The organism is Actinophytocola sp. (assembly GCF_045807065.1).
Lineage (GTDB): Bacteria > Actinomycetota > Actinomycetes > Mycobacteriales > Pseudonocardiaceae > Actinophytocola.
This window is the reverse complement of record NZ_JBJMIE010000608.1, coordinates 26,701-51,612: the sequence shown is the minus strand read 5'-3', so window position 1 is coordinate 51,612 and position 24,912 is coordinate 26,701. Positions and strand designations below refer to the sequence as shown.

Below are 24,912 nucleotides of genomic sequence, written 5' to 3'. Positions count from 1 at the left end.
CGCGCGTCTGCTCGTCGACCGGCACCAGCTTGAACCGCATCCGCCGGATGTGCTCGACCAGCTCGGGCTCCGGCGCGATCTCGTGCTCGCGGAAGTAGTAGTTGACCGCGGCCGGCCAGATCCACGTGCCGTCCGTGTGGAACGCGACGGGCACCGACTGCTGGCCGTTCGGGTCCAGCCGGTCCACGTCGTAGCCGCGCGCCGGACCGACGAGCGGCGCGCCGTCCAGGTAGTCGAGCAGCTCCTGGTAGTCCATCTCGTCGACCGGCGGCCGGTTGACCGAGGGGCGCCCGTCCTCACCGGGACCGTCGAAGATCCGCGCCACGCGGAACCGCGGCGTCGGCGGCCCACCAGGACCACCAGCAGGACCACCGGGACCACCAGGCCCGCCGGCAAGACCGCCAGGCCCACCAGGACCACCAAGCCCACCCGGACCCCCGGGAGGACCAGCGGGACCGGCGCCGGGGCCACCCGCAGGACCAGCGCCAAGCCCAGGACCGGGCCCAGGGCCGCCCGGCGGCGGCCCGGCCGGCGCGGACGCGAGCCGGCGGCGCAGCCACTCCGGCACGTTGTCGTCCGAGCGCGGGAACATCCGCAGGTCGTCCGGGTACGCCTGCGGAGGCGGCTGCAGGTCCCAGCCGGGCTCCTCCCGGTCGTACTCCAGGTTGTAACTGGACGGGTGGTCGAGGCGGTAGCGGGCGTTGAACCAGGTCCCGCGCCCCTCCCGGTACATGCCGGCACGCAGGCGTGCGAACAGTCCCCTCAGGTCGGCCGGCATCTCCCACGGCTCGGACGAGCCGTCGGTGAAGGTGACCTTGCCGGTCGACTCGGCGTAGCGGCCGACAGCGCGGTAGTCGACGGTGAGCTGCTCCCAGTCCTCCGGAGCGATGCGCAGCATCGCCAGCCCGATCTGCTTGACCAGGGCGTCCTGCTCAGTCGGGGTTAGCTGGGTCGGTTGTGCCACGGTGACATCTTCCCTTGTCCTTCGGTCGGCGTCACAGCCTGCTTCTCTAGCCTGGCCCTCCTGTGCCAGTGGAGGCCACGTGAGCGAGGATGGCGAGGCGTGAGCACCGCCGTGTCAGCACATCATCCGCCGACCCGACTCCGTGTGGCGGGGTCAGCCCTCGCCGCACTCGGTGGGGTCGCGCTCGCCGTGCAGGGTCGCATCAACGGCCAGCTCGGCCACCAACTGCACGACGGCCTCCTCGCCGCGTTGATCTCCTTCTCGGTCGGGTCCGTCCTGCTCCTCGTCGCCGCACCGATCCTGCCAAACACGCGCGCCGGTTTCGGCCGTTTGCGCAAAGCCCTGCGTGATAGGGCATTGCGCCCCTGGCAGATGCTCGGCGGCGCGTGCGGTGCGTTCCTGGTTACTACCCAGGGAATCACCGTGTCGTTCCTCGGTGTGGCGGTGTTCACGGTCGCGACCGTGGCCGGTCAGGTCGTGTCCAGCCTGCCCGTCGACCGCGCCGGACTCGGGCCGGGCGGACCGCAACCCATCACACTGCCCAGAGCCATCGGTGCGTCACTCGCCGTGATCGCGGTGATTATTTCGGTCTCTGACCAGGGCGCCGTCGCCGCTTCGGGTGGACTTTGGTGGGCCGTGCTACCCGCGGTAGCGGGATGCGGCCTCGCCTGGCAGGGCGCCATGAACGGCCGGGTACGCGACGCGGCCGCCGACGTCGTGATGCCCACCGTGGTGAACTTCCTGGTCGGGACCTGTGCGCTGCTCCTCGCGGCGGTCGTGGACGTGATCATCCGCGGCTGGCCGGCAACACCACCCGGTCAGTGGTGGCTGTACGTCGGTGGACCACTGGGAATCGTCACGATCATGACGGCCGTGGCAGCCGTACGGGTGACGGGCGTGCTCCTGCTGGGCATGGCGTCCGTCGCGGGTCAGCTCGTCGGCGCGGTCCTGCTGGACGTGTTCGTGCCCGCGGCCGGCGGCCCGTCGGCCACGACCCTGGTCGGCATCGGCCTGACGATGGTCGCCGTCGGCATCGCCGCCATCCGCGTCCGCGGTCGCTGAGAGCGGTCGCTGAGAGCGGTCGCTGAGAGCGGTCGCTGAGAGCGGTCGGTGAGAGTGGCTGGCGAGACTGGTCGGAGTGCGGTCGGAGAGTGGTCGGTGGGCGCTGTCGGTGGCCGGTGAGAGGATGGGTCCGTGACCGCGACGATCCTGGACGGCAAGGCCACCCGAGCCGAGATTTTCGACGACCTGCGCCTGCGCGTGAAGGCGCTGGCCGAGCGCGGCATCGTGCCCGGGCTGGGCACGGTGCTGGTCGGCGACGACCCGGGCTCGCACTCGTACGTCCGCGGCAAGCACAACGCGTGCGCCAAGGTGGGCATCAACTCCATCCGCCGCGACCTCCCGGCCGACATCACCCAGGCCGACCTCCACGCGGTCATCGACGAGCTGAACGACGACCCGGCCTGCACGGGCTACCTCATCCAGCTCCCGCTGCCCGGCCACCTCGACGCGGGCCTGGCCCTGGAGCGCGTCGACCCCGGCAAGGACTCGGACGGCCTGCACCCCATGAACCTCGGCAGGCTCGTCCTCGGCGAGGCGGGCCCGCTGCCCTGCACGCCGCTGGGCATCGTCGAGCTGCTCCGGCGGTACGACGTGCCCATCGCCGGCGCGAGCGTGACGGTCGTCGGCCGTGGCGTGACGGTCGGCCGCCCGCTGGGCCTGCTGCTCACGCGCCGGTCGGAGAACGCCACGGTGACGCTCTGCCACACCGGCACGAAGGACCTGGCCGCGGAGGTCCGCCGCGCGGACATCGTCGTGGCGGCCGCCGGCAACCCCGCCCTGATCACCCCGGACATGGTCAAGCCGGGTGCCGCGGTCCTGGACGTCGGCATCACCCGCACCGACCAGGGCCTCGTCGGCGACGTCCACCCAGGGGTGCGTGAGGTCGCGGGCTGGCTGGCCCCGATCCCCGGCGGCGTGGGGCCGATGACGGTGGCGATGCTGCTCACCAACACGGTCACGGCGGCGGAACGGCAGGCGGCGTGACCACCCCGCACCGCCGCAGGCACCCGGTACTCGCGCACCTGCCGTTCGGCATGGTGCTGGCGGTGGTGGCGTTCGGGTTGCTGCGGATCGTGCTCTACCACTGGCGGCAGGGCACCGTGCTCATCGGCGTGGCCCTGTTCCTGGCCGCGGCGCTGAGGGCGTTGCTACGCGACGACCAGGCCGGGTTGATCATGATCCGCGGCCGGGGCGTGGACGTGTTGACCTACTCGGCGTTCGGCGCGTGCATGATCTTCGTCGCCATGACGATCGAAGGCGGCCCACTGGGCAACTGAGGGAAGGTGAGGACGGGGCCACTCGGATCCTTCGAGTCCCGCACAGCGATCGCACTACCAAGATGAGCCAACTCAACGCAGTTCTCCTGCGCGGTGAAGCTGCTCTTCTTCCAGATCAAGGTTCACTCCAAGGTTGCGGCCATCTCAGCCACGAACCTTACTGAGTCCTCCTCGCTGATCGCCATGGTGAGCAGCGTCTTCACGGCCCGATCGTAGGGAGCGACATCACTGTGGTCCTCGAGGTAAAGGCTTGAGGTCTGGTTCTCCAGGACCACCACGCTGGATCGGTCGGCGAAGCTCATCCTCATGAAGCTGCCGACGAGGCCGGGATGACCGCCGACCGAGGTCGGCACTATCTGCAGGCTCACGTTGGGCCGTTCCGATACCTCGACGAGGTAGCGAAGCTGGGCACGCAACACCTCTCTGCCGCCGATCGGGCAGCGCAAGGCTGGCTCGCCGAGGAGCGCCACCAGCCGCGGCGCATCGACTTTGCGCAGCACTCCCTGCCTCTGAATCCGCCCAATGACGCGCTGATCGAGTCCTTCTCGATCATCCAGCATGAGAGTCTTCTGCAAGCTCGCCCGCGCGTAGGGCATCGTCTGCAACAGCCCCGGAATCATCAATGGTTCGAAGCTGACGAGAGAAGTTGCCCGCGATTCGAGGATCTTCAGAGTGGCGAAGCGTGACTCGAAGGAGCCTTCCCGTTGCCAGAGGCCGGGTTGGCCCGCCCTCTTCGCCAAGGTGAGCAGGTCGAGGCGTCGCTCGCCCGTCACGCCGTAGACGACCAGCAGGGCCGCGACATCCTCGGGGTTGGGCACCCGCCTCCCGTTCTCTATCCGGGAAAGGTAGGACTCGCTGATCCCGATGCGGGCCACGACCTCCGTCAGCTTCAGGCCGCAGGCCTCCCGCAACCGGCGCAGCTCCTCGCCGAGCACTTCGATCCGAACAGTGGAATCCGGCCGCTGCAGCATCATGGTCATACTCGATCTCCCTCGCGTGTTCCGAACCTCATCATCGCGCGTTGACCAGCGAGAACCAGCCGTCCGACACCCGCGAGAACCAAGTCCACCCGAAGGGCTGCTCCCTTGACTCAATGGCAAAATCGTCGCGTGTGGACCGATGCGTTGCACAATGCGTGGAACGTTTCATACTGGGGGTTCCGAATGCGGGAGTGGACCGTCGTCCGACGCCTCGCGCCGTGGCGGCGGGTGTTCCGGCTGTTCGCCTGGGCTCTGGGCCGCTACCGGCACCGGCAGTGGCCCCGCGACCCGAGCCGCGACGGACAGTCGAGCCTCGATGCCGAGGGCGAGCTGGTCGCGTTCGTCTACAAGTCGTTGCTGGCCGTGTTGTTGCTGCCACTGACCGTCCTCGAACTGCTGGCGTGGGCGGCGGCCGGGGGTGTCCTGTCGCTGCTGCGGAAGTGGGGGCTGGTCCGCTACCGCCTGGACGTCCTCGGCTACAAGGAGGACAAGCTGTACTCGGAGACGGTCCTGCTCGTGCGGGGAAAGCGGCTCCCGTGGCTGCTCGACGCGCTCAAGGGCGACCGGCGGGTCAACGAGCACGCGTTCCGGCCGAACTGGCTGCCCGACGACATCGAGGTCCGCACGCACCGGAGCCTCTGGCAGTCGACGGGCGAGTGGGTGTAACCCAGGCCGCACTGACTCCCTGCTCACAGGCCAAGCCGCTGTCGGCGCAGCTTGATAGCCTCCGGACACCGAATTCTCTTCTCAGTCGGGAGGCTCTTCCCCGTGGCAAGCAAGGCTGCCGTCAAGGTCACCGTCACTGGTGCCGCCGGCCAGATCGGTTACGCACTGCTGTTCCGCATCGCTTCCGGGCAGCTGCTCGGGCCCGACACGCCCGTCCGGCTGTCGCTGCTGGAGATCCCGCCGGCGCTGAAGGCCGCCGAGGGCACGGCGATGGAGCTGGACGACTGCGCCTTCCCGCTGCTCAACGGCATCGACATCACCGACGACCCGAAGCGCGCCTTCGACGGCGTCAACGTGGCCCTGCTCGTCGGCGCCCGCCCGCGTACCAAGGGCATGGAGCGCGGCGACCTGCTCGAAGCGAACGGCGGCATCTTCAAGCCGCAGGGTGAGGCCATCAACGCCGGCGCGGCGGACGACGTCAAGGTCCTCGTGGTCGGCAACCCCGCCAACACCAACGCGCTGATCGCCAAGGCGCACGCGCCGGACGTGCCGGCCGACCGCTTCACCGCGATGACGCGCCTCGACCACAACCGGGCGCTCTCGCAGCTGGCGCAGAAGCTGGGCATCGCCGTGACCGACATCACGAAGTTGACCATCTGGGGCAACCACTCCGCCACGCAGTACCCCGACCTGTTCCACGCGGAGGTCGACGGGCAGTCCGCCGCCGCGGCCGTGAACGACGACGAGTGGCTGAAGGGCACGTTCATCCCGACCGTCGCCAAGCGGGGTGCCGCGATCATCGAGGCCCGCGGCGCGTCGTCGGCCGCCTCGGCCGCCAACGCCGCCATCGACCACGTCCACGACTGGGTGCACGGCACCGACTGGACGTCGATGGCGGTCGTCTCCGACGGTTCGTACGGCGTGCCGGAGGGCCTGATCTCGTCGTTCCCCGTGCGCACCGCGAACGGCACCTGGGAGATCATCCAGGGCCTGGAGATCGACGCCTTCTCCCGCGAGCGCATCGACGCGTCGGTCAAGGAGCTGGCCGAGGAGCGCGACGCCGTGCAGCAGCTCGGTCTTATCTAGATCCCCAGGTCAGCCGTTAGCCGTGTGGTAGCGGTCATACCTGATGGTATGAACCTGCCGCGCTGGTCGTCAGATCCGGCCCCCTCCCGCATCTCACCCTCGACCGACACAGTCGAGACCGAGGAGGGGGCCAGAGATGACCACCGAAGCTATTCATGCGGAGCTCGTCGCGTTGTACGACGGCACCACGCCTGTTCGTTCGCGCTGGTCCTACCGTGCTGACGAGCCGTTCACCGTGACGGCCGCGTTCCAGACGGACCGGGACCGCTGGGTTGAGTGGGTGTTCTCCCGCGAGCTGCTCGTGGCGGGGCTGAACGACCCCGCCGGCGTCGGCGACGTCCGCTTTCGTCCCATCGAGGAGCGTGGGCTGCGCATGCTGGCCTGCGAGATCGAGTCGCCGGAGGGCTACGCCCTGCTGGAGCTGGATCACGAGGCCGTCGCGGAGTTCCTGGACGCCACCGAGGAGATCATCCCGCTCGGCCGCGAGGACGAGCACTTCGACGTCGACGCACTCATCGCCGAACTCACCAGGGTCTGACCGGGCGCGGTCAGTACCGGTAGGCGGCGCGCGGTGGGGCGCCGCCTACCGTGCCGCGTCCGCTATGACGTTCCGTCCTTCACGACCACGCAGTCAGGTCCCGGGAACACGAGCCCTTCGTGACCGTCGGGGTAGCGCACCAGGTAGGGCGGCCCGCCGTCCGCACCACGCACCTCGATGATCTCGGCCAACCGGTCGGGGTTCCCCACGATGCGACCGTGGACCTGAAGGCGGTCGCCGACTGTCGCCTGCATAGTGCAACTCCCTCCCAAAGCACACCCCAGGGTAGGGCTGGATTGCCCCGCCGATTCTAGTCTGTTGGGGTGATCCCGCAGGTCCTTGCGCGTGTTGACGGTGTGTGCGGCGAACTCGTGCTGCGCCAGGCCGACGACCAGTACGAAATCATCGCCAACGGCGTCTTCCTGATGGACACCCGCAACGGCGAGTCCGAGCGGCTGATGGTCCGCGCCGCCGCCGACCGGATGCCCACCGGCCGGCTGCTCGTCGGTGGGCTCGGCGTCGGCTTCTCACTGCGGGAGGCGCTCACGCACCCGTCGGTCGACGAGGTCGTGGTGGTGGAACGCGAACCCGCGGTAGTCGAGTGGAACTCGGCGTACCTCGGCAACGCGGGCCTCCTGGCGGACCCCCGCGTCCACGTGGTGCGCGACGACCTGCTCACGTGGCTCCCCGGCGCCGGCCGGTTCTCCGCACTGTGCCTGGACATCGACAACGGTCCGGAGTGGACGGTCGACGACGGCAACGCGGCGCTGTACGGCCCGGCCGGCCTGGACATGCTCGGCCGCGCGCTCGTACCGGGCGGCGTGCTGGCGGTGTGGAGCGCGGGCACGGCCCCGGCGTTCGTGGCCGCGCTGACCGAACGCTTCGGCCCGGTGCAAACCCTGGCGATCCCCGTCCCACGCGGCGAGCCGGACCTGGTGTTCCTGGCTCAGTTGTGAGGCAAGGTGCGGTAGTGGACCGTGGAAGCGATGTTGAACTCGGTCACATGCTCTTGTCGTCGCCCAGAGTTGATCCTCAACTGGATGCCGAGCATGGTCAGGAGATCAGTGCCGCAGTTCAAAGCCTTCATCTCGTCTGAGGGGTGTTGAAACGCGCCGACCAGTTGGTCCGGGACCTGGGACGCCATGCCTGGAAGTTCCACCAGGTAGTCCGCCCGTGTTTCGAGGATCAACGACCTGGCCTGCTCAAGATGGTCTTCGGTCACGAAACCATCGCGAAAGTGTTGGGCGGCCTGTAGGCGAACGCTGAGAAGGTTTACGACATTGTCGGTCGTGAGGGGGGCGGCCACCGGCCCGACGGCGCGCTTGATCAACCTATGTTCGGGTTCGAAGACAGCCTCTGCTGCCTTGCTAAGTGCCTCCTCATCGATGCGACCGTGGTATGCGATGTCGGCGAGCACCTTCAACAGGGCGCGACGTGCCGTTGACGTGGCATCTGGATGGTCAACTCGCCCCAGGAGTTGCTGAGCTGCTTGCTTCGCCGCCTCCTTGCTGACGCGAAAGTCGCCGAGCCAGGTGTCGAAGGCACGTATCGCCTGGCGCGTTGGCACATAGTCATCGCCCCAGTAGAGCCACAGATACAGAGGAACGCGAGCAAGACTGCGCAAGTGGTTGGACGGTCGTTTCCCCAACAGAGTAATGAACAAGCGGCGCTGATTCTGCGAGTAGAGGCCCTTGTTCGAGCCGTGCCCACGGCCTTTGGGTTGTCTGGTCGGCTGATCCAGCAGGCCACGAGCCACCCAATCCGTGATCATCCGCACGGTGACTTCGTGGCCTGCTGCCCGCGCGTCGGCGATCAGATCGTCTCGGGTGCCGGAACCATCGATTGACATAGTTAGAAGTTACATCGTTTTCGTCGGCCTGTCTTGTGGAGATTTAGCTATCTACCTGCGACCCTGAGATATGGAACTGTCACAGTGTTGGAGGAGCCGATGGGTTGGATCGCAGTGGCCGTCGTGTCGATGTCGCTAGGTAGGCAGATGCTTGCGTACGCTTTTCTGTGGAAGATCTACGCCCGAGGTGGTCGTGACGACCTCAAGGTCGCTATGCAGGCTGTGCGAGTGGAAAGCAGCGCAAAGGCCCAGTCGCCGCAGAGAGGTCGAGCTGGTCCTTGGCCATGACACATTCGGGATGAATCGCGCCACGCCTGCGGCGAGCGGACCTGGTGTTCCTGGCTCAGTTGTAGAAGAGCACGCTCGACTCCCGCGCGTCCCGCAGGATTGCGGCTGGGCGGGTGGGGGCGTCCGCCGGTTTGCCCAGCAGATCCGCGCGCCGGTCGACCTCGGCCAGGTAGTCCTGGTCCAGGACGGAGCGCGAGACGGGATCGGCCAGCAGCACGTCCCGGCGGCCGACGTAGAGGTAGGCGTCGATGCCCGGCATGCCGTGCTGCCCGGGCGGGACCTCCTCCATGTCGGGGAAGTAGCTCGCGTCGAGGGCGCCCAGCCAGGTGCCCTGGAACGGCAGGAGCGACGGAACCGGCCAGGACGCCATCCGTGCCTCCAGGCGGTCGTTGTCCCGCTCGAACCGGCGGTGGTAGACCACGACGTAGGCCGCGCCCGGGTAGTCCCGCTCGATCCTCGACACGGCGTTGGAGCCCTGGCCGTGCGCGAGGTGGCGCCACCCGTACACCATCAACGCCCTGCGGTGCTTGGCGAGCACCTCGTGCTCCACCACCGCGGCGATGTGCCCGTCGCGGTCCTGTTCGAGGTCCTGCGGCCCGGTCACCGTGCGCCAGTCGAGGGGCGGTTCGCCCGCGAGCACCCGCAGCTTCTTCGCGGCCGGCAGCTTCTCGTTGATCCTGCGCACCAGGGGAAAGAGCGTCTCGTAGAAGGAGGAGAAGCCGCAGTACGGCTGGGCGGTGTCGCGCCAGACGTGGCGTACGTCGGCGATCGGCACGTCCTCGCCGGCGATGTAGCGGTCCAGAACCGGTTGGTAGAAGGCGTTGCCGCACTCCACGACGATGTCGTCGGCCTTGTCCGGGAACCGGGGACTCGCGATCAGGTCGAGGGCGAAGGTGCCGACGGAGGGGTTCCCCAACGCCACGATGCGGTGGTTGTCGAACGCGGACAGCAGGGCCCGTGTGCCGTCCCGCGGTTGGGCTCCCTGGGCGGACGCGGTGCCGGTGAACACGCCCGCGACGGCCAGTGCGACCGCGGTGACGTGGATGAATTTCCTCATGCCGCGAAGCTAGGGGCGCGGGCGGCCGAGGTCGTCACGCACGCGAGCGAACCTGGTCCCTCGCAGGAGGGATCAAGCGGACCGGCGGGCTTTCACCGCCGCGACAAGGGATTCGAGCTGGCCACGGACCGCGGCGCCGGTGACGTGGTCGAAGTAGTCGCGGGAGCTGACGATCTCCCCGTCGCGCACGCGGAGCACGAAGATGCCCGGCTGCGCGAAGGACTCGCCGGTCTCGACGACCGTTCCCCGGTACTCGAACTCGGCGACGATGACCTCGGGGTCGGTCGTCTCGTGGATGGTGATGTTGGCCGGGCGACGGTCCAGGCGCGGGCCGGTGCCGGTCGGCCTGAAGTGCTCCCGGAGCTCGGCACGGCTGCGCAGCGCGGGGCCGCGGAGCGGGTCGAACGGGTGCACGACGTCGGTCTCCGCCGCGTACAGGTCGGGCAGTTCCTCCCAGCGCCCGTCCGCGACACCGTTGACGAGCGCGAGGAAGACCTCCCGCGGGCTGAGGGGCATGGGGTTCTCCTGTCGGTGGAGTACGATCCGAAGTCCAGACTCCGAATATATGGAGTCCCGACTTCGGATGTCAAAGGGATGAGCGAGCGAGAGACCGGACGTGCCCAGCGCGTCGACGCGCGAACGAACCGTGGGCGCATCCTCGACGTCGCCGAGGAAGTCTTCGGCAGGGGCGGCAGATCCGCGTCGACCGAGGAGGTGGCGCGCCTGGCCGGGGTCGGCATCGCGACCGTCTTCCGCCACTTCCCGACCAAGGCGGCGCTGGTGGAGGCCGTCCTCGTCCGGCGGTTCGACCGCCTGCGCGAGCACGCCGAGGCGCTGCTCGACGTGGCGGACGCGGGGACGGCGTTCTTCGACTTCTTCAGCCACCTCGTCGCCGACGCGGCAACCAAGATCGCCATCGGCGAGGCACTGCAGGACCTGGCCGGGGACACCGACGGAGACGCCGCCACGGCATCCCTCGGTCTGCGCCGAGCGTTCGGCGCCCTGCTGCGGCGGGCCCAACAGACCGGCGCCGTCCGCGACGACGCCGAGCTGCCCGAGGTCTACGCCCTGCTGGTCGCCACCTCCCGTGCCGCCGCGCAGGCCCACCTCGACGAGGAGGTACGAGCGCGCATGCTCGCCATCGTCTTCGACGGCCTGACCCCGGCAGGCCGGCTGCCGATGCGCTGAAGGACGCCTTCATCGCATTCGGGTGTCCGCCGGTAATTCAGTCGGGTGTTGTTGCTAGTCCAACAGGGTGACGTTCTGCCTGGCCCACAAGGCAAAGCCCATGGTCAGTCAGGCTTCCCGACCTGCGCAGGTGCAGATGCACGCGCATTTTCAAAGATCATCGGCCGCGTTTTCCCGGCCCGTACGCCTCGCTACGCTTGACTGGTTTTCAACTCAGACTGCGTCTGTGAGGTCGTCATGACGAAGGCCGCGTCCCAGTACGAGGCGCCGAGCAGGGTCCCGGTTGGAGTGGACCCGACCCGAGCGAGTATCGCGCGGGTCTACGACGCGTTCCTCGGTGGCAAGGACAACTACGCGATCGACCGAGAGGTGTTCGAGCGCGTCAAGAAGGTCGCGCCCGAGGCGCAGGACCTGGCGTGGTCGAACCGGAACTTCCTGATCCGCGCCGTGCGGTTCCTGGTCGACCAGGGCGGCATCCGCCAGTTCCTCGACTGCGGCTCCGGCCTGCCGACGGCGGAGAACACCCACCAGGTCGCGCAACGCATCGCCCCGGAGGCGCGGGTCGTGTACGTCGACAACGACCCCGTGGTCATCGCGCACGGCAACGCGTTGCTGGAGGAGAACGACTACACGAACTTCGTCTCGGCGGATATTTTCCAGCCGCAGCAAGTGTTGCAGAACCCGGAGGTGTGCAGGCACCTCAACTTCGACGAGCCGATCGCGCTGCTGCAGGTGGGTACGTTGCACCACTACACGGCCGACAACGGCGGCGAGCTGATGCGGGAGTACATCGAGGCGCTGGCGCCCGGCAGCTTCGTCGCCATCTCGCACTTCTACAACCCGGAGACCCCGGAGCACCAGGCGCTCGCCACGCGGATGGAGGACGTGTTCATCCACAGCCCCATGGGTTCCGGCCGCTTCCGGACGAAGGCGGAGCTGATGAAGTTCATCCCCGGCCTGGAGATCATCCCGCCGGGGCCCGGCCTGGAACCGGACATCGTGCTGTCGGACCTCTGGTGGCCGGACGGCCCGCTTCTGCGCCCGTTGAGCCAGGTCGAGGAGTGCAGCGCCGCGGTGGTGGCCCGCAAGCCGATCGGATGACCGTGGCGACGGTGACTGTCGGGGCGGGAAGGTAGCGTCCCGCCCGTGCCAACCTTTCTCGACCTCCAGGACGACGCCGCGCTGCTGTCGTTCGAACACCAGCTCCACCTGTCCGAGACGATCGGCGAACACTCCTGGGAGACCGACCTGGCCGAGCCCAGGTTCTCGTTCACCGGTGAGCACCCGCTGACCTGCACCAAGGTGCACCTGCTCGGCAGCGCGGCCCCCGGCCCGAAGTCCTGGCTGTGGTCGTGGGCCAACCCGTTCGGCTACCGCGAGGACCTGCTGGAGCTGGCCAAGTTCGTCCGCGAGTTCGGCGAGCGCCACGACATCCCCGAACTGTCCAACCCGGAGGTCCCGTTCGACGCGCTGCCGGGCGCCCCGACCGACCCCGCCCACGTCACGTCGCTGATGATGGAGGCCGCGAAGGCCGTGTCCCAGCGATGGACCGGCTACCAGGGGCCCGTCGGCGGCGGGACGCGGGCCGGGTTCCTGATCGAGCACCCGGAGTTCGTCCTGCCCGCGCCGGAGGGCCCGCGGGTGACGCGCGTGCTGCAGCAGAGCCTGGTCGACCTGCGCCTGTACGACCACCGCCGCGCGTTCCACTCGTACGCCGTGAACCGGGGGCTCACCGCACAGCACCACGGACCGCAGCTGTACCTCAGCGGCCCGGGCTTCTCGGTGACGGTGCAGTTCAACGGACAGAACCTGGTCACCGCGATGACCGCCAACATGGGCGGCAGCCACCAGTGATGCTCGACTCCGTCTACACACTGGTCAGTGACACCATCAGCACGCTCGGCCCGGCCGAGCTGCAGCGGAACAGCCGCTGCGCCGGCTGGACGGTCGGGGACGTCCTCTACCACCTGCTGCTCGACGCGCGCCGGGCACTCGTGACCTTCGCGAGCCCCGCCGACGGCGAGCCGGACGTCGACGAAGTCACCTACTGGCAGGCGTTCCAGCCCGGCGGTGACGGTTACGCGCGGCACGCCCGGCACGTCCGGATCGTCGCGTCCGCCTACTCCGACGGCGCGCTCGGCCGGGAGTGGCGGGACACCGCCGGCGCGGCCGTGCGTGCCGCCCGCGCCTGCCCGTTCGACCTGGTCACGACCCAGGGCCACGTCCTGCGCACCCAGCACTTCGTGGCCACGCTGGAGTTCGAGGCGTTGGTCCACTACCTGGACATGACCGTCGACCTGCCGGGCAGCCCGGTGCCCGACCTGGCGCCGGTGCGCCACGTCCTCGACGGCCTCCTGGGCAGCACGGTCCCCTGGGACGACCTCACCTACGCGTTGAAGGGCACCGGCCGCGTTCCCCTCACCGACGACGACCGCGAGGAACTCGGCGAGCTGGCCGCCCGCTTCCCGCTGACCGGCTAGGCCTTCGCGGCCTTGGCGGCGGCCTTCATCTGCTTCTTGTAGGCGCGGACTTCCTGCAGGCTGGCCTCGTCGGTGATGTCCGCGACGGACAGGTGCGAGCCCTTCTTCGCGAACTCGCCGGCGGCCTGCCGCCAGCCCTTCGCCGTCAGGCCGCGCTGCTTGCCGAGCAGGGCGAGGAAGATCTTCGCCTTCACGTCGCCGAAGCCGGGCAGCGCCTTGAGCCGCTTGAGCACCTCGGCGCCCGACGGGTTGCCGGCCGTCCACACCGCGGCCGCGTCGGCGCCGTACTCCTCGACCAGGCCCTGGCACAGCGCCTGGACCCGCTTGGCCATCGAACCGGGGAAGCGGTGGATGGCCGGCGGCGTCGAACACAACGCGGCGAACTTCTCCGGGTCGTACTCGGCGATCGTGCGCGCGTCGAGCGAGCCGACCCGGTCGAGGATCTTGCGCGGCCCGGCGAACGCGGTCTCGATCGTGATCTGCTGGTCCAGCAGCATGCCGATGAGCAGGGCCAGCGGCTCGCGGTCGAGCAGCTCGTTGGCCTCGGAGTCCGTGGTCAGCCAGATCGCCATGGCGCCATCATGGCACGCGCTTCCCGCCGCGCGACCCACGCAGGTGGGCTAGCGTGGCGACGTGCTCCGACCTGACTATCCGATCAAGACCGACCGCCTGCTCCTCCGCCCGTTCACCGAGGCCGACCTCGACGCGGTGCACGCGTACCAGCAACTGCCCGAGGTGGCCCGCTACCTGATGTGGCCCCCGCGCGACCGCGAACAGACGAAGGCGTCGCTGAGGTACCGGATCGAGCACCCGACCCTCGAGAAGGAGGGGGACGTGCTGGTCCTGGCGGTGGAGCACCAGGAGACCGGTGCACTGCTCGGCGACGTGAACCTGGCGTGGCTGTCCCAGTGGGACAGAACGGGCGAGTTCGGCTTCGTGTTCGACCCGCGCCACCACGGCAAGGGCTACGCCCGCGAGTCCGCGACGGAGGTGCTGCGGCTGGGCTTCGAACAGCTGAACCTCCACAGGATCATCGGCCGCGCCGACGCCCGCAACGACGCCTCGACAGGCCTGATGACCCGCCTGGGCCTACGCAAGGAGGCCCACTTCGTGAAGAACGAGTTCGTGAAGGGCGAGTGGACCGACGAGGTCGTGTTCGCGATGCTGGCCGAGGAGTGGGCCGCGCGCTGAAGCCGGGCAGGCAGGCTCCGACGGTTTCGGCCCGTCCACAGGCGACCCGTCCACAACCCCGGATCTGTCGGTACCGCGTGGGACAATGGAATCGGGGGCCGGAGGCCAAACCCTGAGGCGGAACCGGGGTTCGCCCCGATGGCAGCGCACGCTCCGGCCAGCAGGCTGTGAACCATGCGAAAGACCATCACCCTGTTGACCGCCACCGTGCTCACGTTCGGCGCCGCCCCCGCCTTCGCGCCGGCCGTCGCGGAAACCCGGTCCGCGGAAACCCAGTCCGCCGCCCAGCCGCCGCCGCTCGACCCGGCCAAGCTCGCCGCCGCCATCGCCGGGTTGCCCAACGACGAGGCGAGCGGCGCGCTTCTCCAGGTCCGCGACGGAAGTAGCTGCTGGCAGGGCACTTCCGGCGTGGCGAACATCCACACGGGACAGAAGGTGCCGATCGACGGCAGGTTCCGCATCGGCAGCATGACCAAGTCGTTCACCGCCACCGCCGCACTCCAGCTCGTCGCCAAGGGCAAGCTCGACCTCCACCGGACCGTGCGGTCCTACGCGCCCGACCTCCTCCCCGCCGAGTACGCGCCGATCACCATCGACCAGCTCCTCACCTACACCTCCGGCCTCCCCTCCTCGGACATCCCCCACAAGGACCCCAGCTGGTTCCTCGTGCACCGCTTCGACACCTGGACCCCGCGCCAGCTGCTCGACGTCTCCTTCCACACCGACGACGGCACGCTCAAGCCCCTGCTGTTCCCGCCGGGCACGCGGCAGAACTACGCGAACATCGACTACCTGGTCCTCGGCGCGGTCATCGAGAAGGTCACCGGCCGGCCCTACGGCGACGTGATCCGCGACGGCATCATCCGGCCCCTGCACCTGACGGCCACCACCGTCCCGGGGACCGACACCAAGATCCACGGCCCGCACGCCCACGGGTACGAGCTGCGAGCCGACGGGTCCTATGTGGACGTCACCGACGCCAACCCGACCTACCAGTGGTCCGCCGCCGAGATGATCTCCAACGCCCCCGACCTCGACCGGTTCCTCACCGCGCTCATGTCCGGCCGCCTGCTGCCCGCGAAGGAGACGGCGCTGCTGTTCGACGTCCCGAAGGTGAACCTCTACGACCCAGACGCCAACGCCGAGCCCCAGCCCGCCTACCTCGGTCACGGCCTCGCGCGGTTCCAGGTCGCGGACCTCGAGTTCTGGGGCAAGACCGGCGACCGCCCCGGCTACAACGACGGCATGGCCGCCTCGCGCGACCTCACCCGGCGCGTCGTGTACTCGGTCAACACCCTGCACATGGGTGGCAGCGAGCAGCCGCTGGTGACCCAGAAGATCATCGCGGCGGTGTCGGGGCTCGCCTGAGCGGGACAACCCGTACGCGTGTACTGTTTGGGCGGGCTACCACAGACGCACGCGCGCAATGAAGACGCGAGAGGAGCATCCCGGCACATGGCCAAGATCAAGGTCCAGGGGACGGTCGTCGAGCTCGACGGCGACGAGATGACCCGCATCATCTGGCAGTTCATCAAGGACAAGCTGATCCACCCGTACCTGGACGTCAACCTTGAGTACTACGACCTGGGTATCGAGCACCGCGACGCGACCGACGACCAGGTGACCGTCGACGCCGCCAACGCCATCGCCAAGCACGGCGTCGGTGTGAAGTGCGCCACGATCACCCCGGACGAGGCCCGCGTGGAGGAGTTCGGCCTGAAGAAGATGTGGCGGAGCCCGAACGGCACGATCCGCAACATCCTCGGCGGCGTGATCTTCCGCGAGCCGATCGTCATCTCGAACATCCCGCGGCTCGTGCCCGGCTGGACCAAGCCGATCATCATCGGCCGTCACGCCCACGGCGACCAGTACAAGGCCACCGACTTCAAGGTGCCCGGCCCCGGCACGCTGACGATCACCTACACCCCCGCGGACGGCGGCGAGCCGATGGAGTTCGAGGTCGCCCAGTACCCGGAGGGCGGCGGCGTCGCGATGTCGATGTACAACTACCGCAAGTCCATCGAGGATTTCGCGCGCTCGTCGCTGCGGTACGGCCTGGAGCGCAAGTTCCCGGTCTACATGTCGACCAAGAACACGATTCTCAAGGCCTACGACGGCATGTTCAAGGACGTGTTCCAGGAGATCTTCGACGCGGAGTTCAAGGCCGACTTCGACGCCGCCGGCCTGACCTACGAGCACCGGCTCATCGACGACATGGTCGCCGCCGCGCTCAAGTGGGAGGGCGGCTACGTCTGGGCGTGCAAGAACTATGACGGCGACGTCCAGTCCGACACCGTCGCCCAGGGTTACGGTTCACTCGGTCTGATGACATCCGTCCTTATGACGCCGGATGGCAAGGTCGAGGCCGAGGCCGCCCACGGCACCGTGACCAGGCACTTCCGCCAGCACCAGCAGGGCAAGCCGACGTCGACCAACCCGATCGCGTCGATCTTCGCGTGGACCCGCGGCCTCGAGGCGCGGGGCAAGCAGGACGGCACACCGGAGGTCGTGGGCTTCGCGGAGACGCTCGAGCGGGTGATCATCGAAACCGTCGAGAGCGGCAAGATGACCAAGGACCTGGCCATGCTCATCGGCAAGGACCAGGAATGGCAGACCACCGAGGAGTTCCTCGCGACACTTGACGAGAACCTCCAGAACAGGATGGCATCTGCCTGATTCGAATTGACAAATGCCGCGTCCGCACGCTTATGTGGGGCGCGGCATTTTCTGTACGGAGCGTAATGTTCGCCCTCCCCTCGTTGCTACCCGAGAGTGTTTTAGGCCCAGACTCTTTCGATTCTCCATGCGCCTGAGCTATACCTGACAGGAGAAATCGTCGTGCGCTGCCTGAGGAGCGATACCGGTGAAGGTGAAGTTGACCGGCAAGCGAACGGTGGTCACGGTCGCGCTGCTCGCGGCCGTGGGGGTGCTGTACGTGCAGGGCAAGGACCAACAGGCACAGCAGAACCCGACCTCCAGTGAGACCACGACGCTGACCTGCCGCGTGGCCTCGACCGAGGACGGCGTCCGAGTCCGCTCCGCCCCGGTCGTGGACCCGGCGAACGTGGTCGACGAACTGGCGAAGGACGAGCAGTCCGACGCGAGCAAGGAGATCCAGAACGGCTTCCGCAAACTCAGCGAGGGCCACTGGGTGTCGGTGCAGTACATCCGCCCGCTGGACGCCACCAAGTGCTAGTCATCCACAGCTGACGGAGTTGTCCACAGCTGAGCGGCGGGGGCCGGAGGGGTTACGGGCGGTGCCGGGGGTGTGCGGCACGGACGCTGGCGGAGTGCCGCGACTGGTCGGCTAGTCCAGGTCGATGACCAGGCCTTCCTCCGCGGCCAGCAGTTCCCCGGCGAAGTGCTCGCCGGCCTGCCGCAGTGACACGCCACGGTCGCTGCCCGGCCAGAAGTGCGTCAACATCAACCGTCGGGCCTGGGCCTCGGTGGCCCACTGGCCGGCCTCCGCCGCCGTCAGCAGGTTCCGCGGGCCTTCCAGTGGGAGCTGCTGGAGCGTGGCGTCCATGATGTAGAGGTCCGCCCGCCGGCCCAGTGAGGCGAGTTCCGGTGACGGGCCGGTGTCACCCGTATAGGCAACGGTCCGGGACGTCGTGAGCCGGACGCCCACGTTCCGCACGTGATGCGGCAGCTCGACCCCGAGCACCTCGAACGGGCCAACCTTGTGCGTCCCCGGCAGGTCGACCACCTCGAAAAGCTCCGTCAGCCGAGGCGACGGCTCCATCGCATCGACAAGGGACACCACCTCCGGCGGGCACAGCAGCGGGATCGGTGGGAACGAACGCTCTCCGTAGTGGCGCACTCGGAGTAACCCGTTCAGGTCGACGCAGTGATCACTGTGCGCATGGGTGATCACCACGGCGTCCACGGCGCCGTTCGGGGAGTGGGTGAGCAGGCGGGGCAGAGTGGCGAAGCCCAGGTCCAGCACCAGGCGGAAGCCCGCGTGTTCCACCAGGAAACCGGCGCACGCCCGCCCCGGCTCCGGCCAGGCCGCGCAGCTGCCCAGGACGGTGATCTTCACGACCGGACAGCCTAACCGCCGCCGCCGTGTGACAGGGTCGCCCGCGTGGACGAACCTTTGCTTGTCGAGCGCCGGCCGCTGCCCATCGGGGGGCGGCTCGGGCAGCAGTTGGCGTTCCTGATCGAGGTGGATCGGCTCAAGACGGTGTTGCGGGCGTCGACGTTGGCGGCGGTCGAGCGGCGGGAGAACGACGCCGAGCACTCCTGGCACCTCGCGCTCATGGTGCCGGTCCTCGCCGAGTACGCCGACGAGCCCATCGACGTCGGGCACACGATCAAGCTCGTGGTCGTGCATGACCTGGTCGAGATCTATGCCGGGGACACGCCCCTGTACGACGACGCGCTGCGGGTCAGCCAGGCCCAGCGGGAGGCCGAGGCCGCCGAACGCCTCTTCGGGTTGCTGCCCGACGACCAGGCCCGCGAGTTCCGCTCGCTCTGGGACGAGTTCGAGGCCCGCGTCACCCCCGAGGCCCGTTTCGCCAAGGCCGTCGACCGGCTGGAGCCCAACCTGCTCAACTGGATGGCCGGCGGCGGCACGTGGCGCACGCCGGGTGTGACCGCCGACACGGTGCGTACCCGGACGGCGCACATCGGCGAGGCGTCCGCGGCGCTGGGTGGGGCGATGGCGACCCTGATCGACGACGCGACCCGGAACGGGTGGGTTGTTCCTGGTCAGCAGAGTGCCGCCGGCCCCGCGTGATCGCGGGCACAGCGGGAGGACTACTCTCCCGCCACGTACCGATTGGGCTAAGCCACCAGCACGGACGGTGGAGTTCCCCGACCGGTAGCCCTCTAAACGGGGGTCACCCGATGGTGTCGAGCGCAGGAGGCGCACCAGTGCGCAACCGAGTTGCCTTGGCGGTCGCCAGGTTATTTCGGCTGAGTGTGGTCCTGACCCTGGTGCCGGTCGCCCTGGTGGCCGGAGCAGTCGCGGCGAGTGCGAGCACGGCGGACGGTGTCGCCGCGTCGAACATGCAGTTCCCCATCGGCCCCGTTGGCGTGGCCGCGATCGTCGTCGGGCTCGGCGGGCTCGTGACCGGCCTGCTGCGGCACCACCGCCGCGGAGTCCTCGCCGCCCAGCAGGTCCAGCAGGTGCACCAGACTCAGAAGACCCAGCAGGACAAGGCCGCCGTCTGACCTCTGGCAGAATCGCCGCGTGACGGAAACGCAGGAACGTCGCCCCCGCGTCCTCTCCGGGATCCAGCCGACGGCCGACTCCTTCCACCTCGGCAACTACCTGGGCGCGGTGCGCCAGTGGGTCGCGCTGCAGGAGACGCACGAGACGTTCTACTGCGTGGTCGACCTGCACGCCATCACTGTCGAGCACGACCCCAAGCTGCTGCGCAAACGCACCAGGGTCTCCGCCGCGCAGCTGCTGGCGCTGGGCATCGACCCCGAGCGCGCCACCCTGTTCGTGCAGAGCCACGTCCCGGAGCACGCGCAGCTCGGCTGGGTGATGCAGTGCCTCACCGGCTTCGGCGAGGCCAGCCGGATGACGCAGTTCAAGGACAAGTCGGCCAAGCAGGCGCAGGACCGGATCACGCTCGGCCTGTTCGGCTACCCGTCGCTGCAGGCCGCGGACATCCTCTGCTACCAGGCCAACCACGTGCCCGTCGGCGAGGACCAGCGCCAGCACCTGGAGCTGACCCGCGACCTCGCGCAGCGCTTCAACTCCCGCTTCGGCCGCACCTTCGTGCTGCCCGAGCCGTACATCCTCAAGGACGCCGCCAAGATCTACGACCTGCAGGACCCGGGTTCGAAGATGAGCAAGTCGTCGTCCTCGCCGGCCGGCATCGTCGACCTGCTGGACGACCCGAAGGTGTCGGCCAAGAAGATCCGGTCCGCGGTCACCGACAACGAGCGGGACATCGTCTACGACCCCGAGCGCAAGCCCGGCGTGTCCAACCTGCTGGTGATCCTCTCGGCGTTCACCGACCGGACCACCACCCAGCTGCAGGAGGACTACGCGGGCAAGGGCTACGGCGACCTGAAGAAGGACGTCGCCGAGGCGCTCGTCGAGTTCCTGACGCCGGTGCAGCAGCGGGTCAGGTCCTATCTGGACGATGCGGCCGAGCTGGACAAGGTCCTGTCGCGGGGTGCGGAGCAGGCGCGCGAGGTCGCGTCGCGGACGCTGGCGCGGGCCTACGACAAGCTGGGGTTCCTCGCGCCGGCATAACGTGCGGTGCAGGTCCGGCGCGGCTAACGTTCAGCTGTGGCGGCGGACAAAAAAGAATCGTTCCTGGCGCGGCAGCGGCGGGAGCGGCCGTGGCTTGACCACCTCATGCGCGCGCAGGAGGCGTTCAGCGAGCGTTACGGCAACCATTACGCCGCCGCGATCACGTATTTCAGCGTGCTTTCCCTGTTCCCATTGTTGATGATCGCGTTCGCCGTCGCCGGGTTCGTGCTGGTCGGCAACGCCGCCCTCCTGGCGGAAATGAAAAACGGAATCACCGAGGCCGTCCCCGCCGGGCTCGCCAAGACCATCAACGACGTGGTCGACGAGGCGATCAAGTCACGCGGAACCGTGGGCATCATCGGTTTGTTGGCCGCGTTGTACTCCGGCCTCGGGTGGATGTCGAACCTGCGGGACGCGTTGACCGCGCAGTGGGGGTTGGAGCACAAACAACGCCCCTTCCTGTCCACCGCCGTCAAGGACCTGCTGGCGTTGTTCGGGCTGGGGCTCGCGCTGGCGGTCTCGTTCGGACTCTCCGCGGCCGGGAGCGGCCTCGGCGACCTGCTGCTCCGCTGGATGGGGCTCGACGACGACGCGTGGGCGCTGTTCCTGTTCCGCGTGGGCACCATCGTGCTGTCGCTGATCGCCAACTGGTTGGTCTTCCTGTGGGTGCTGTCGCGGTTGCCCCGGGAGAAGGTCAGCGCGAAGTCGGCGATCCGCGGCGCCGCCGCCGCGTCCGTCGGCTTCGAGTTGCTGAAGCAGGTCTTCGCGGTCTACCTGGCGACCGTGTCGGACTCGCCCTCCGGACAGCTCTTCGGCCCCATCATCGGTCTGCTGCTGTTCGCCAACTTCGTGTCGCGGTTCCTGCTGTTCATCACGGCCTGGACGGCCACCGCGCGGGAGAACGTCGTCGAGCTGCCCGAACCGCCGCCGCCCGCGGTGATCAGGCCGCGGATGATCGTCCGCAGGGGGCCGACCGCGAGCGGTGCGGCCGGGCTGGTCGGCGCGGGAGCCCTGCTGGGGCTGTTGTGGGGCAGGCGCAGGAAGCCCTGACGGGTCTGCCATCCCGCGGGACGGCAGACCTCAGGAGGCCGTGCGGTTGGCCCGCGCGATGCGGTCCCGGCGGCGGCGCAGCCACAGCCCGACGGCGACCGCGATCGCGATGAGCGCCAGGATGACCAGCGGCAGGCCGACGTTGCCGAAGGCCGACCGGTCCGAGGCCGCCGACGACGCCCGCGTGGACGTGCTGCCGCCCTTCACCGGCTCGCTCACCGCGTTGGTCTGCTGCTGCTTCGTGCCCTTGGGCTGGGCCTCGGGGGACTTGCTGACCAGCTCACCCACCGGCTTGGCCTTCGACTCGGCCAGGCTGAAGCCGTAGTCCAGCAGCAGCGCGCCCTGGCTGGCCAGGGGCTTGTTGTCGTTCCGCTCGCCGCGGAGCAGGACCACCGCGAGGCGCCGGCCGTTGCGCTCCGCCGCACCCACGTAGGTGTGACGGGCGTCGTCGGTGAAGCCCGTCTTGCCGCCCAGGAAGCCGTCGTACTGGCGGAGCAGCTGGTTGTCGTTGTTGACCTGGAAGCCCGGCCGGCCGGCGTAGCCGGGGAAGTCGACCTTCTGGGTCTTCGCCGCGGCCGCGAACTCCTCGTGCTTCATCGCGGCCCGGAAGATCAGGCTCTGGTCGTAGGCCGACGTCGTCATGCCCGGACCGTCCAGGCCGGACGGGGTCGCGGCGCGGGTGTCGAGGGCGCCCAGCTCCTTGGCCAGCGCGTTCATCTTGTCGACGGCCGCGTCCACGCCGCCGAGCGCGCGGGCCAGCGCGTGCGCCGCGTCGTTGCCGGAGCGCATGACCAGTACGTGCAGCAGCTGGTCCACCGTGTACTGGCCGCCCGGCCCGAGGCCGACCTTCGTGCCCTCCTGGTTCGCGTCCTCCTGCGTGCCCGTGATGACCTGGTCCGGACGCAGCTCGCGGATGACAACGATGGACAGCAGGACCTTGATCAGCGACGCCGGGCGCTCGCGGGTGTGCGGGTCCTTGGCGGCGAGCACGTCGCCGGAGTCCAGGTCGGACACGACCCATGTGGCGGCGGTCACAGCGGGCGGCGGCGCGCTGCCGTCGGGCTGGACGATGCCGCATTCACCCATCCGAGCCCCACCGACCGGGTCCTTGGGTACAGGGAGTGGTTCGGGGCTGGGACTGCCTGGTGGCGGCTCCTCCGACGTGTCGATCGGCGGCGGCGGAACCGGCTGGTGCTGGCACGCCGCCCGCGCGGAGTCCTTGTTCTCGGTGGTCGGCTGCCCGTGACGTGCGTTGCGCGCGGCAACGGCGCCCGGAGCGGCGACAATTGCGGAGATGACCAGGGCGCACAGCGTCAGGATGAAGGCCGGCACGAACCTGGTGGCTGCAAGGCGCACGATGTCAGCCTAGGACTTCTCAGTCATGTCTAAACCGTGACCCTCTCGAAACCGGGGGAAAAGGGCTTTGCTAGCGAGCGCTCGCAAACCTCCTTTCGGGTGAACTCGATCAGGCAGTCGAGACGTGGCGGCGCGCAGTCTAGGACGGGAGTACCCGTTCGAGGGTTAGATTGGACATGTGAACGCGCCGAGCACCGGCCAGCAGGTGAAGGTGTCCTCGCGGCAGCAGTCGCGGTTGCTCGCGCTGCTGCGTGACGAAGGACCGATGTCGCGCGTCGCGCTCGGGGAGCGGCTCGACCTGCCGCGCGCCAAGCTCACCGGTGAGCTGACGAGGCTCATCGACACCGGCCTGGTGGAGATCGGCGGGCCCGCCGCCAGCCGCGGTGGGCGGCGGTCGACGCTCGTGCACCTGGCCGACGACCTGCGGTTCATCGCCGCCGACGTGGGCGCGACCTCGATCAACGTGGCCGTCACCGACGGACGCTGCGAGGTGCTGGCCATCGAGAGCGTGGAATGCGAGGTCCGGCTGGGCCCCACGCCTGTCCTCGGCCGGGTCGTCGACCTGGCCGCGCGCGTGCTGGAGAAGGTGCCCGGCCGGCTGATGGGCGCCGGCATCGGCCTGCCCGGCCCGGTGAGCTTCCGCGACGGCATGCCCGTCGCGCCGCCGATCATGCCCGGCTGGGACCGGTACCCCGTGCGTGACGAGCTGGCCGGCAAGTGGGACTGCCCGGTCACCGTCGACAACGATGTCAACGTCATGGCGCTCGGCGAGCGGCACGCGGGTGTCGCGCGTTCGCTCGACGACCTCATCTTCGTGAAGGTCGGCACCGGCATCGGGTGCGGCATCGTCCTCGGCGGCAAGGTGTACCGGGGGGTCGCGGGCACGGCCGGCGACATCGGGCACATCCGCCTCGACGACTACGGCCCCGCGTGCGCGTGCGGGGAGGTCGGCTGCCTGGAGGCCTACTTCGGCGGCTCGGCGCTGGCCCGGGACGCGCTGACCCTGGCCCGTTCCGGTCGCTCCACCATGCTCGCCGAGAAACTGGCCGAGCGCGGCCGGCTGTCCGCCATGGACGTCGGCGAGGCCGCGACGGCCGGCGACTTCGCCGCGGCCAACCTCGTCCGCGAGGGCGGCCGCCGCCTCGGGCACGTGGTGGCGTCGCTGGTCAGCTTCCTGAACCCGGGCATAGTAGTCATCGGCGGCGGCGTCTCCCGCCTCGGCCACCCCTTGCTGGCCGAGGTCCGCAGCTCGGTCTACCGCCGCTCCCTGCCCCTGGCCACGGGCAACCTCCCGATAGTCCTCTCAGAACTGGGCGAGATCGCCGGCGTCACCGGCGCCGCATGGTCAGCAACCGACCGCGCCTTCACCCCCATGAACTAACCCAACCCCGCGTGTCCAACCCCCGCACCGCGCGTGTCCAACCCCCGCTCCCGCGAGTTCAACGCTCGTGCCGCGTGAGTTCAACGTGCGCACCTCGCGTGTCCAACGCTCGTGCCCCGCGTGTCCGACGCTCGTGCCGCGTGAGTTCAACGCTCGTGCCCCGCGTGTCCGACGCTCGTGCCGCGTGAGTTCAACGCTCGTGCCCCGCGTGTCCGACGCCCGCACCTCGCGAGTTCAACGTCCGTGCCGTGCGAGTTGAACAAACCCGGCCACACCGGATCAGCT

The 24,912-nt window shown here is 69.0% G+C and carries 30 protein-coding genes; 20 read left to right on the top strand and 10 right to left on the bottom strand.

Translation table 11 applies throughout. The annotated features are described in order from the left end of the window. A partial coding sequence (locus tag ACJ73U_RS35690; RefSeq protein WP_407782168.1) for a hypothetical protein occupies positions 1-964 on the bottom strand: 964 nt, incomplete at its 3' end. A gap of 144 nt (positions 965-1,108) precedes the next feature. Here ACJ73U_RS35690 and ACJ73U_RS35685 point away from each other — a divergent pair. The 3 genes from ACJ73U_RS35685 (at position 1,109) to ACJ73U_RS35675 (ending at position 3,303) form a co-directional block, all read left to right on the top strand. Further along, positions 1,109-2,026 carry a DMT family transporter gene (locus tag ACJ73U_RS35685; protein WP_407782167.1) on the top strand — a complete coding sequence of 306 codons (918 nt, stop codon included), beginning with the start codon at positions 1,109-1,111 and terminating at the stop codon, positions 2,024-2,026. Positions 2,027-2,158: 132 nt separating this feature from the next. Beyond that, on the top strand, positions 2,159-3,010 hold the full coding sequence (locus ACJ73U_RS35680) for a bifunctional methylenetetrahydrofolate dehydrogenase/methenyltetrahydrofolate cyclohydrolase (RefSeq protein ID WP_407782166.1): 852 nt from the start codon (positions 2,159-2,161) through the stop codon (positions 3,008-3,010). After that, the gene (locus ACJ73U_RS35675; protein WP_407782165.1) at positions 3,007-3,303 is read left to right on the top strand and encodes a DUF3017 domain-containing protein; all 297 of its coding nucleotides are present in this window, start codon (positions 3,007-3,009) and stop codon (positions 3,301-3,303) included. The genes ACJ73U_RS35680 and ACJ73U_RS35675 overlap by 4 nt, the downstream gene beginning before the upstream one ends. Here ACJ73U_RS35675 and ACJ73U_RS35670 read toward each other — a convergent pair. Further along, positions 3,234-3,422: a DUF397 domain-containing protein gene (locus ACJ73U_RS35670; protein WP_407782164.1), complete on the bottom strand. Its 189-nt coding sequence runs from the start codon at positions 3,420-3,422 to the stop codon at positions 3,234-3,236. The genes ACJ73U_RS35675 and ACJ73U_RS35670 overlap by 70 nt on opposite strands. Before the next feature lie 3 nt (positions 3,423-3,425). Beyond that, on the bottom strand, positions 3,426-4,283 hold the full coding sequence (locus tag ACJ73U_RS35665; protein WP_407782163.1) for a helix-turn-helix domain-containing protein: 858 nt from the start codon (positions 4,281-4,283) through the stop codon (positions 3,426-3,428). Positions 4,284-4,466: 183 nt separating this feature from the next. On the opposite strand from ACJ73U_RS35665, the gene ACJ73U_RS35660 reads away from it, so the two are divergent. From ACJ73U_RS35660 to ACJ73U_RS35650, 3 genes are all read left to right on the top strand, one after another. After that, positions 4,467-4,949: a hypothetical protein gene (locus ACJ73U_RS35660; RefSeq protein WP_407782162.1), complete on the top strand. Its 483-nt coding sequence runs from the start codon at positions 4,467-4,469 to the stop codon at positions 4,947-4,949. A gap of 102 nt (positions 4,950-5,051) precedes the next feature. After that, a complete protein-coding gene (locus tag ACJ73U_RS35655; protein ID WP_407782161.1) occupies positions 5,052-6,035 on the top strand; it encodes a malate dehydrogenase in 984 nt (327 codons plus the stop codon). 136 nt (positions 6,036-6,171) lie between these two features. Next, entirely contained in the window at positions 6,172-6,573 is a 402-nt protein-coding gene (locus ACJ73U_RS35650; RefSeq protein WP_407782160.1) for an SsgA family sporulation/cell division regulator, read from the top strand. 62 nt (positions 6,574-6,635) lie between these two features. Here the strand turns inward: ACJ73U_RS35650 and ACJ73U_RS35645 are convergent, their stop codons facing one another. Continuing rightward, positions 6,636-6,827 carry a DUF1918 domain-containing protein gene (locus tag ACJ73U_RS35645; protein WP_407782159.1) on the bottom strand — a complete coding sequence of 64 codons (192 nt, stop codon included), beginning with the start codon at positions 6,825-6,827 and terminating at the stop codon, positions 6,636-6,638. Between the two features lie 69 nt (positions 6,828-6,896). On the opposite strand from ACJ73U_RS35645, the gene ACJ73U_RS35640 reads away from it, so the two are divergent. Then, the gene (locus ACJ73U_RS35640) at positions 6,897-7,529 is read left to right on the top strand and encodes a spermidine synthase (RefSeq protein WP_407782158.1); all 633 of its coding nucleotides are present in this window, start codon (positions 6,897-6,899) and stop codon (positions 7,527-7,529) included. Here ACJ73U_RS35640 and ACJ73U_RS35635 read toward each other — a convergent pair. The 3 genes from ACJ73U_RS35635 to ACJ73U_RS35625 form a co-directional block, all read right to left on the bottom strand. Beyond that, positions 7,520-8,422: a hypothetical protein gene (locus ACJ73U_RS35635; RefSeq protein ID WP_407782157.1), complete on the bottom strand. Its 903-nt coding sequence runs from the start codon at positions 8,420-8,422 to the stop codon at positions 7,520-7,522. The two genes, ACJ73U_RS35640 and ACJ73U_RS35635, sit on opposite strands and share 10 nt — an antisense overlap. A 343-nt stretch (positions 8,423-8,765) precedes the next feature. Continuing rightward, entirely contained in the window at positions 8,766-9,767 is a 1,002-nt protein-coding gene (locus ACJ73U_RS35630; protein WP_407782156.1) for a hypothetical protein, read from the bottom strand. Between the two features lie 72 nt (positions 9,768-9,839). Then, positions 9,840-10,283: a nuclear transport factor 2 family protein gene (locus tag ACJ73U_RS35625; protein WP_407782155.1), complete on the bottom strand. Its 444-nt coding sequence runs from the start codon at positions 10,281-10,283 to the stop codon at positions 9,840-9,842. Between the two features lie 78 nt (positions 10,284-10,361). Between ACJ73U_RS35625 and ACJ73U_RS35620 the strand changes: the two genes are divergently transcribed. From ACJ73U_RS35620 to ACJ73U_RS35605, 4 genes are all read left to right on the top strand, one after another. Then, on the top strand, positions 10,362-10,955 hold the full coding sequence (locus ACJ73U_RS35620) for a TetR/AcrR family transcriptional regulator (RefSeq protein ID WP_407782154.1): 594 nt from the start codon (positions 10,362-10,364) through the stop codon (positions 10,953-10,955). Positions 10,956-11,192: 237 nt separating this feature from the next. Further along, positions 11,193-12,056, top strand: a complete 864-nt coding sequence (locus ACJ73U_RS35615) for an SAM-dependent methyltransferase (protein ID WP_407782153.1) — start codon at positions 11,193-11,195, stop codon at positions 12,054-12,056. Positions 12,057-12,101: 45 nt separating this feature from the next. Further along, positions 12,102-12,809: a DUF6882 domain-containing protein gene (locus ACJ73U_RS35610; RefSeq protein ID WP_407782152.1), complete on the top strand. Its 708-nt coding sequence runs from the start codon at positions 12,102-12,104 to the stop codon at positions 12,807-12,809. After that, on the top strand, positions 12,809-13,435 hold the full coding sequence (locus tag ACJ73U_RS35605) for a maleylpyruvate isomerase N-terminal domain-containing protein (RefSeq protein ID WP_407782151.1): 627 nt from the start codon (positions 12,809-12,811) through the stop codon (positions 13,433-13,435). Before ACJ73U_RS35610 ends, ACJ73U_RS35605 begins: the two co-directional genes overlap by 1 nt. Here ACJ73U_RS35605 and ACJ73U_RS35600 read toward each other — a convergent pair. Then, on the bottom strand, positions 13,432-14,007 hold the full coding sequence (locus ACJ73U_RS35600) for an HhH-GPD-type base excision DNA repair protein (RefSeq protein ID WP_407782150.1): 576 nt from the start codon (positions 14,005-14,007) through the stop codon (positions 13,432-13,434). The genes ACJ73U_RS35605 and ACJ73U_RS35600 overlap by 4 nt on opposite strands. 61 nt (positions 14,008-14,068) lie before the next feature. Here ACJ73U_RS35600 and ACJ73U_RS35595 point away from each other — a divergent pair, with 61 nt between their 5' ends. The 4 genes from ACJ73U_RS35595 (at position 14,069) to ACJ73U_RS35580 (ending at position 17,822) form a co-directional block, all read left to right on the top strand. After that, positions 14,069-14,626: a GNAT family N-acetyltransferase gene (locus tag ACJ73U_RS35595; protein WP_407782149.1), complete on the top strand. Its 558-nt coding sequence runs from the start codon at positions 14,069-14,071 to the stop codon at positions 14,624-14,626. Between the two features lie 174 nt (positions 14,627-14,800). After that, positions 14,801-15,994, top strand: a complete 1,194-nt coding sequence (locus ACJ73U_RS35590; RefSeq protein ID WP_407782148.1) for a serine hydrolase domain-containing protein — start codon at positions 14,801-14,803, stop codon at positions 15,992-15,994. An 87-nt stretch (positions 15,995-16,081) separates the two neighbouring features. Further along, on the top strand, positions 16,082-17,302 hold the full coding sequence (locus tag ACJ73U_RS35585; protein WP_407782147.1) for an NADP-dependent isocitrate dehydrogenase: 1,221 nt from the start codon (positions 16,082-16,084) through the stop codon (positions 17,300-17,302). 187 nt (positions 17,303-17,489) lie between these two features. Beyond that, positions 17,490-17,822: a hypothetical protein gene (locus ACJ73U_RS35580; protein ID WP_407782146.1), complete on the top strand. Its 333-nt coding sequence runs from the start codon at positions 17,490-17,492 to the stop codon at positions 17,820-17,822. A gap of 111 nt (positions 17,823-17,933) precedes the next feature. Here the strand turns inward: ACJ73U_RS35580 and ACJ73U_RS35575 are convergent, their stop codons facing one another. Beyond that, positions 17,934-18,665, bottom strand: coding sequence for an MBL fold metallo-hydrolase (locus tag ACJ73U_RS35575; protein WP_407782145.1), 732 nt, complete (start codon positions 18,663-18,665; stop codon positions 17,934-17,936). Between the two features lie 45 nt (positions 18,666-18,710). Here ACJ73U_RS35575 and ACJ73U_RS35570 point away from each other — a divergent pair, with 45 nt between their 5' ends. The 4 genes from ACJ73U_RS35570 (at position 18,711) to yhjD (ending at position 21,890) form a co-directional block, all read left to right on the top strand. Further along, a complete protein-coding gene (locus tag ACJ73U_RS35570) occupies positions 18,711-19,364 on the top strand; it encodes an HD domain-containing protein (RefSeq protein WP_407782144.1) in 654 nt (217 codons plus the stop codon). 185 nt (positions 19,365-19,549) lie between these two features. Further along, complete coding sequence (locus ACJ73U_RS35565; RefSeq protein WP_407782143.1) at positions 19,550-19,801, top strand: hypothetical protein; 252 nt, start codon at positions 19,550-19,552, stop codon at positions 19,799-19,801. A 19-nt stretch (positions 19,802-19,820) separates the two neighbouring features. After that, entirely contained in the window at positions 19,821-20,840 is a 1,020-nt protein-coding gene (trpS, locus tag ACJ73U_RS35560; protein ID WP_407782142.1) for a tryptophan--tRNA ligase, read from the top strand. A gap of 36 nt (positions 20,841-20,876) precedes the next feature. After that, complete coding sequence (gene yhjD, locus ACJ73U_RS35555; protein ID WP_407782141.1) at positions 20,877-21,890, top strand: inner membrane protein YhjD; 1,014 nt, start codon at positions 20,877-20,879, stop codon at positions 21,888-21,890. 30 nt (positions 21,891-21,920) lie between these two features. Here yhjD and ACJ73U_RS35550 read toward each other — a convergent pair whose 3' ends face one another. Continuing rightward, positions 21,921-23,246: a D-alanyl-D-alanine carboxypeptidase family protein gene (locus ACJ73U_RS35550; RefSeq protein ID WP_407782140.1), complete on the bottom strand. Its 1,326-nt coding sequence runs from the start codon at positions 23,244-23,246 to the stop codon at positions 21,921-21,923. A 265-nt stretch (positions 23,247-23,511) separates the two neighbouring features. On the opposite strand from ACJ73U_RS35550, the gene ACJ73U_RS35545 reads away from it, so the two are divergent. Continuing rightward, complete coding sequence (locus ACJ73U_RS35545; RefSeq protein WP_407782172.1) at positions 23,512-24,627, top strand: ROK family protein; 1,116 nt, start codon at positions 23,512-23,514, stop codon at positions 24,625-24,627. Positions 24,628-24,912 lie beyond the last annotated feature (285 nt).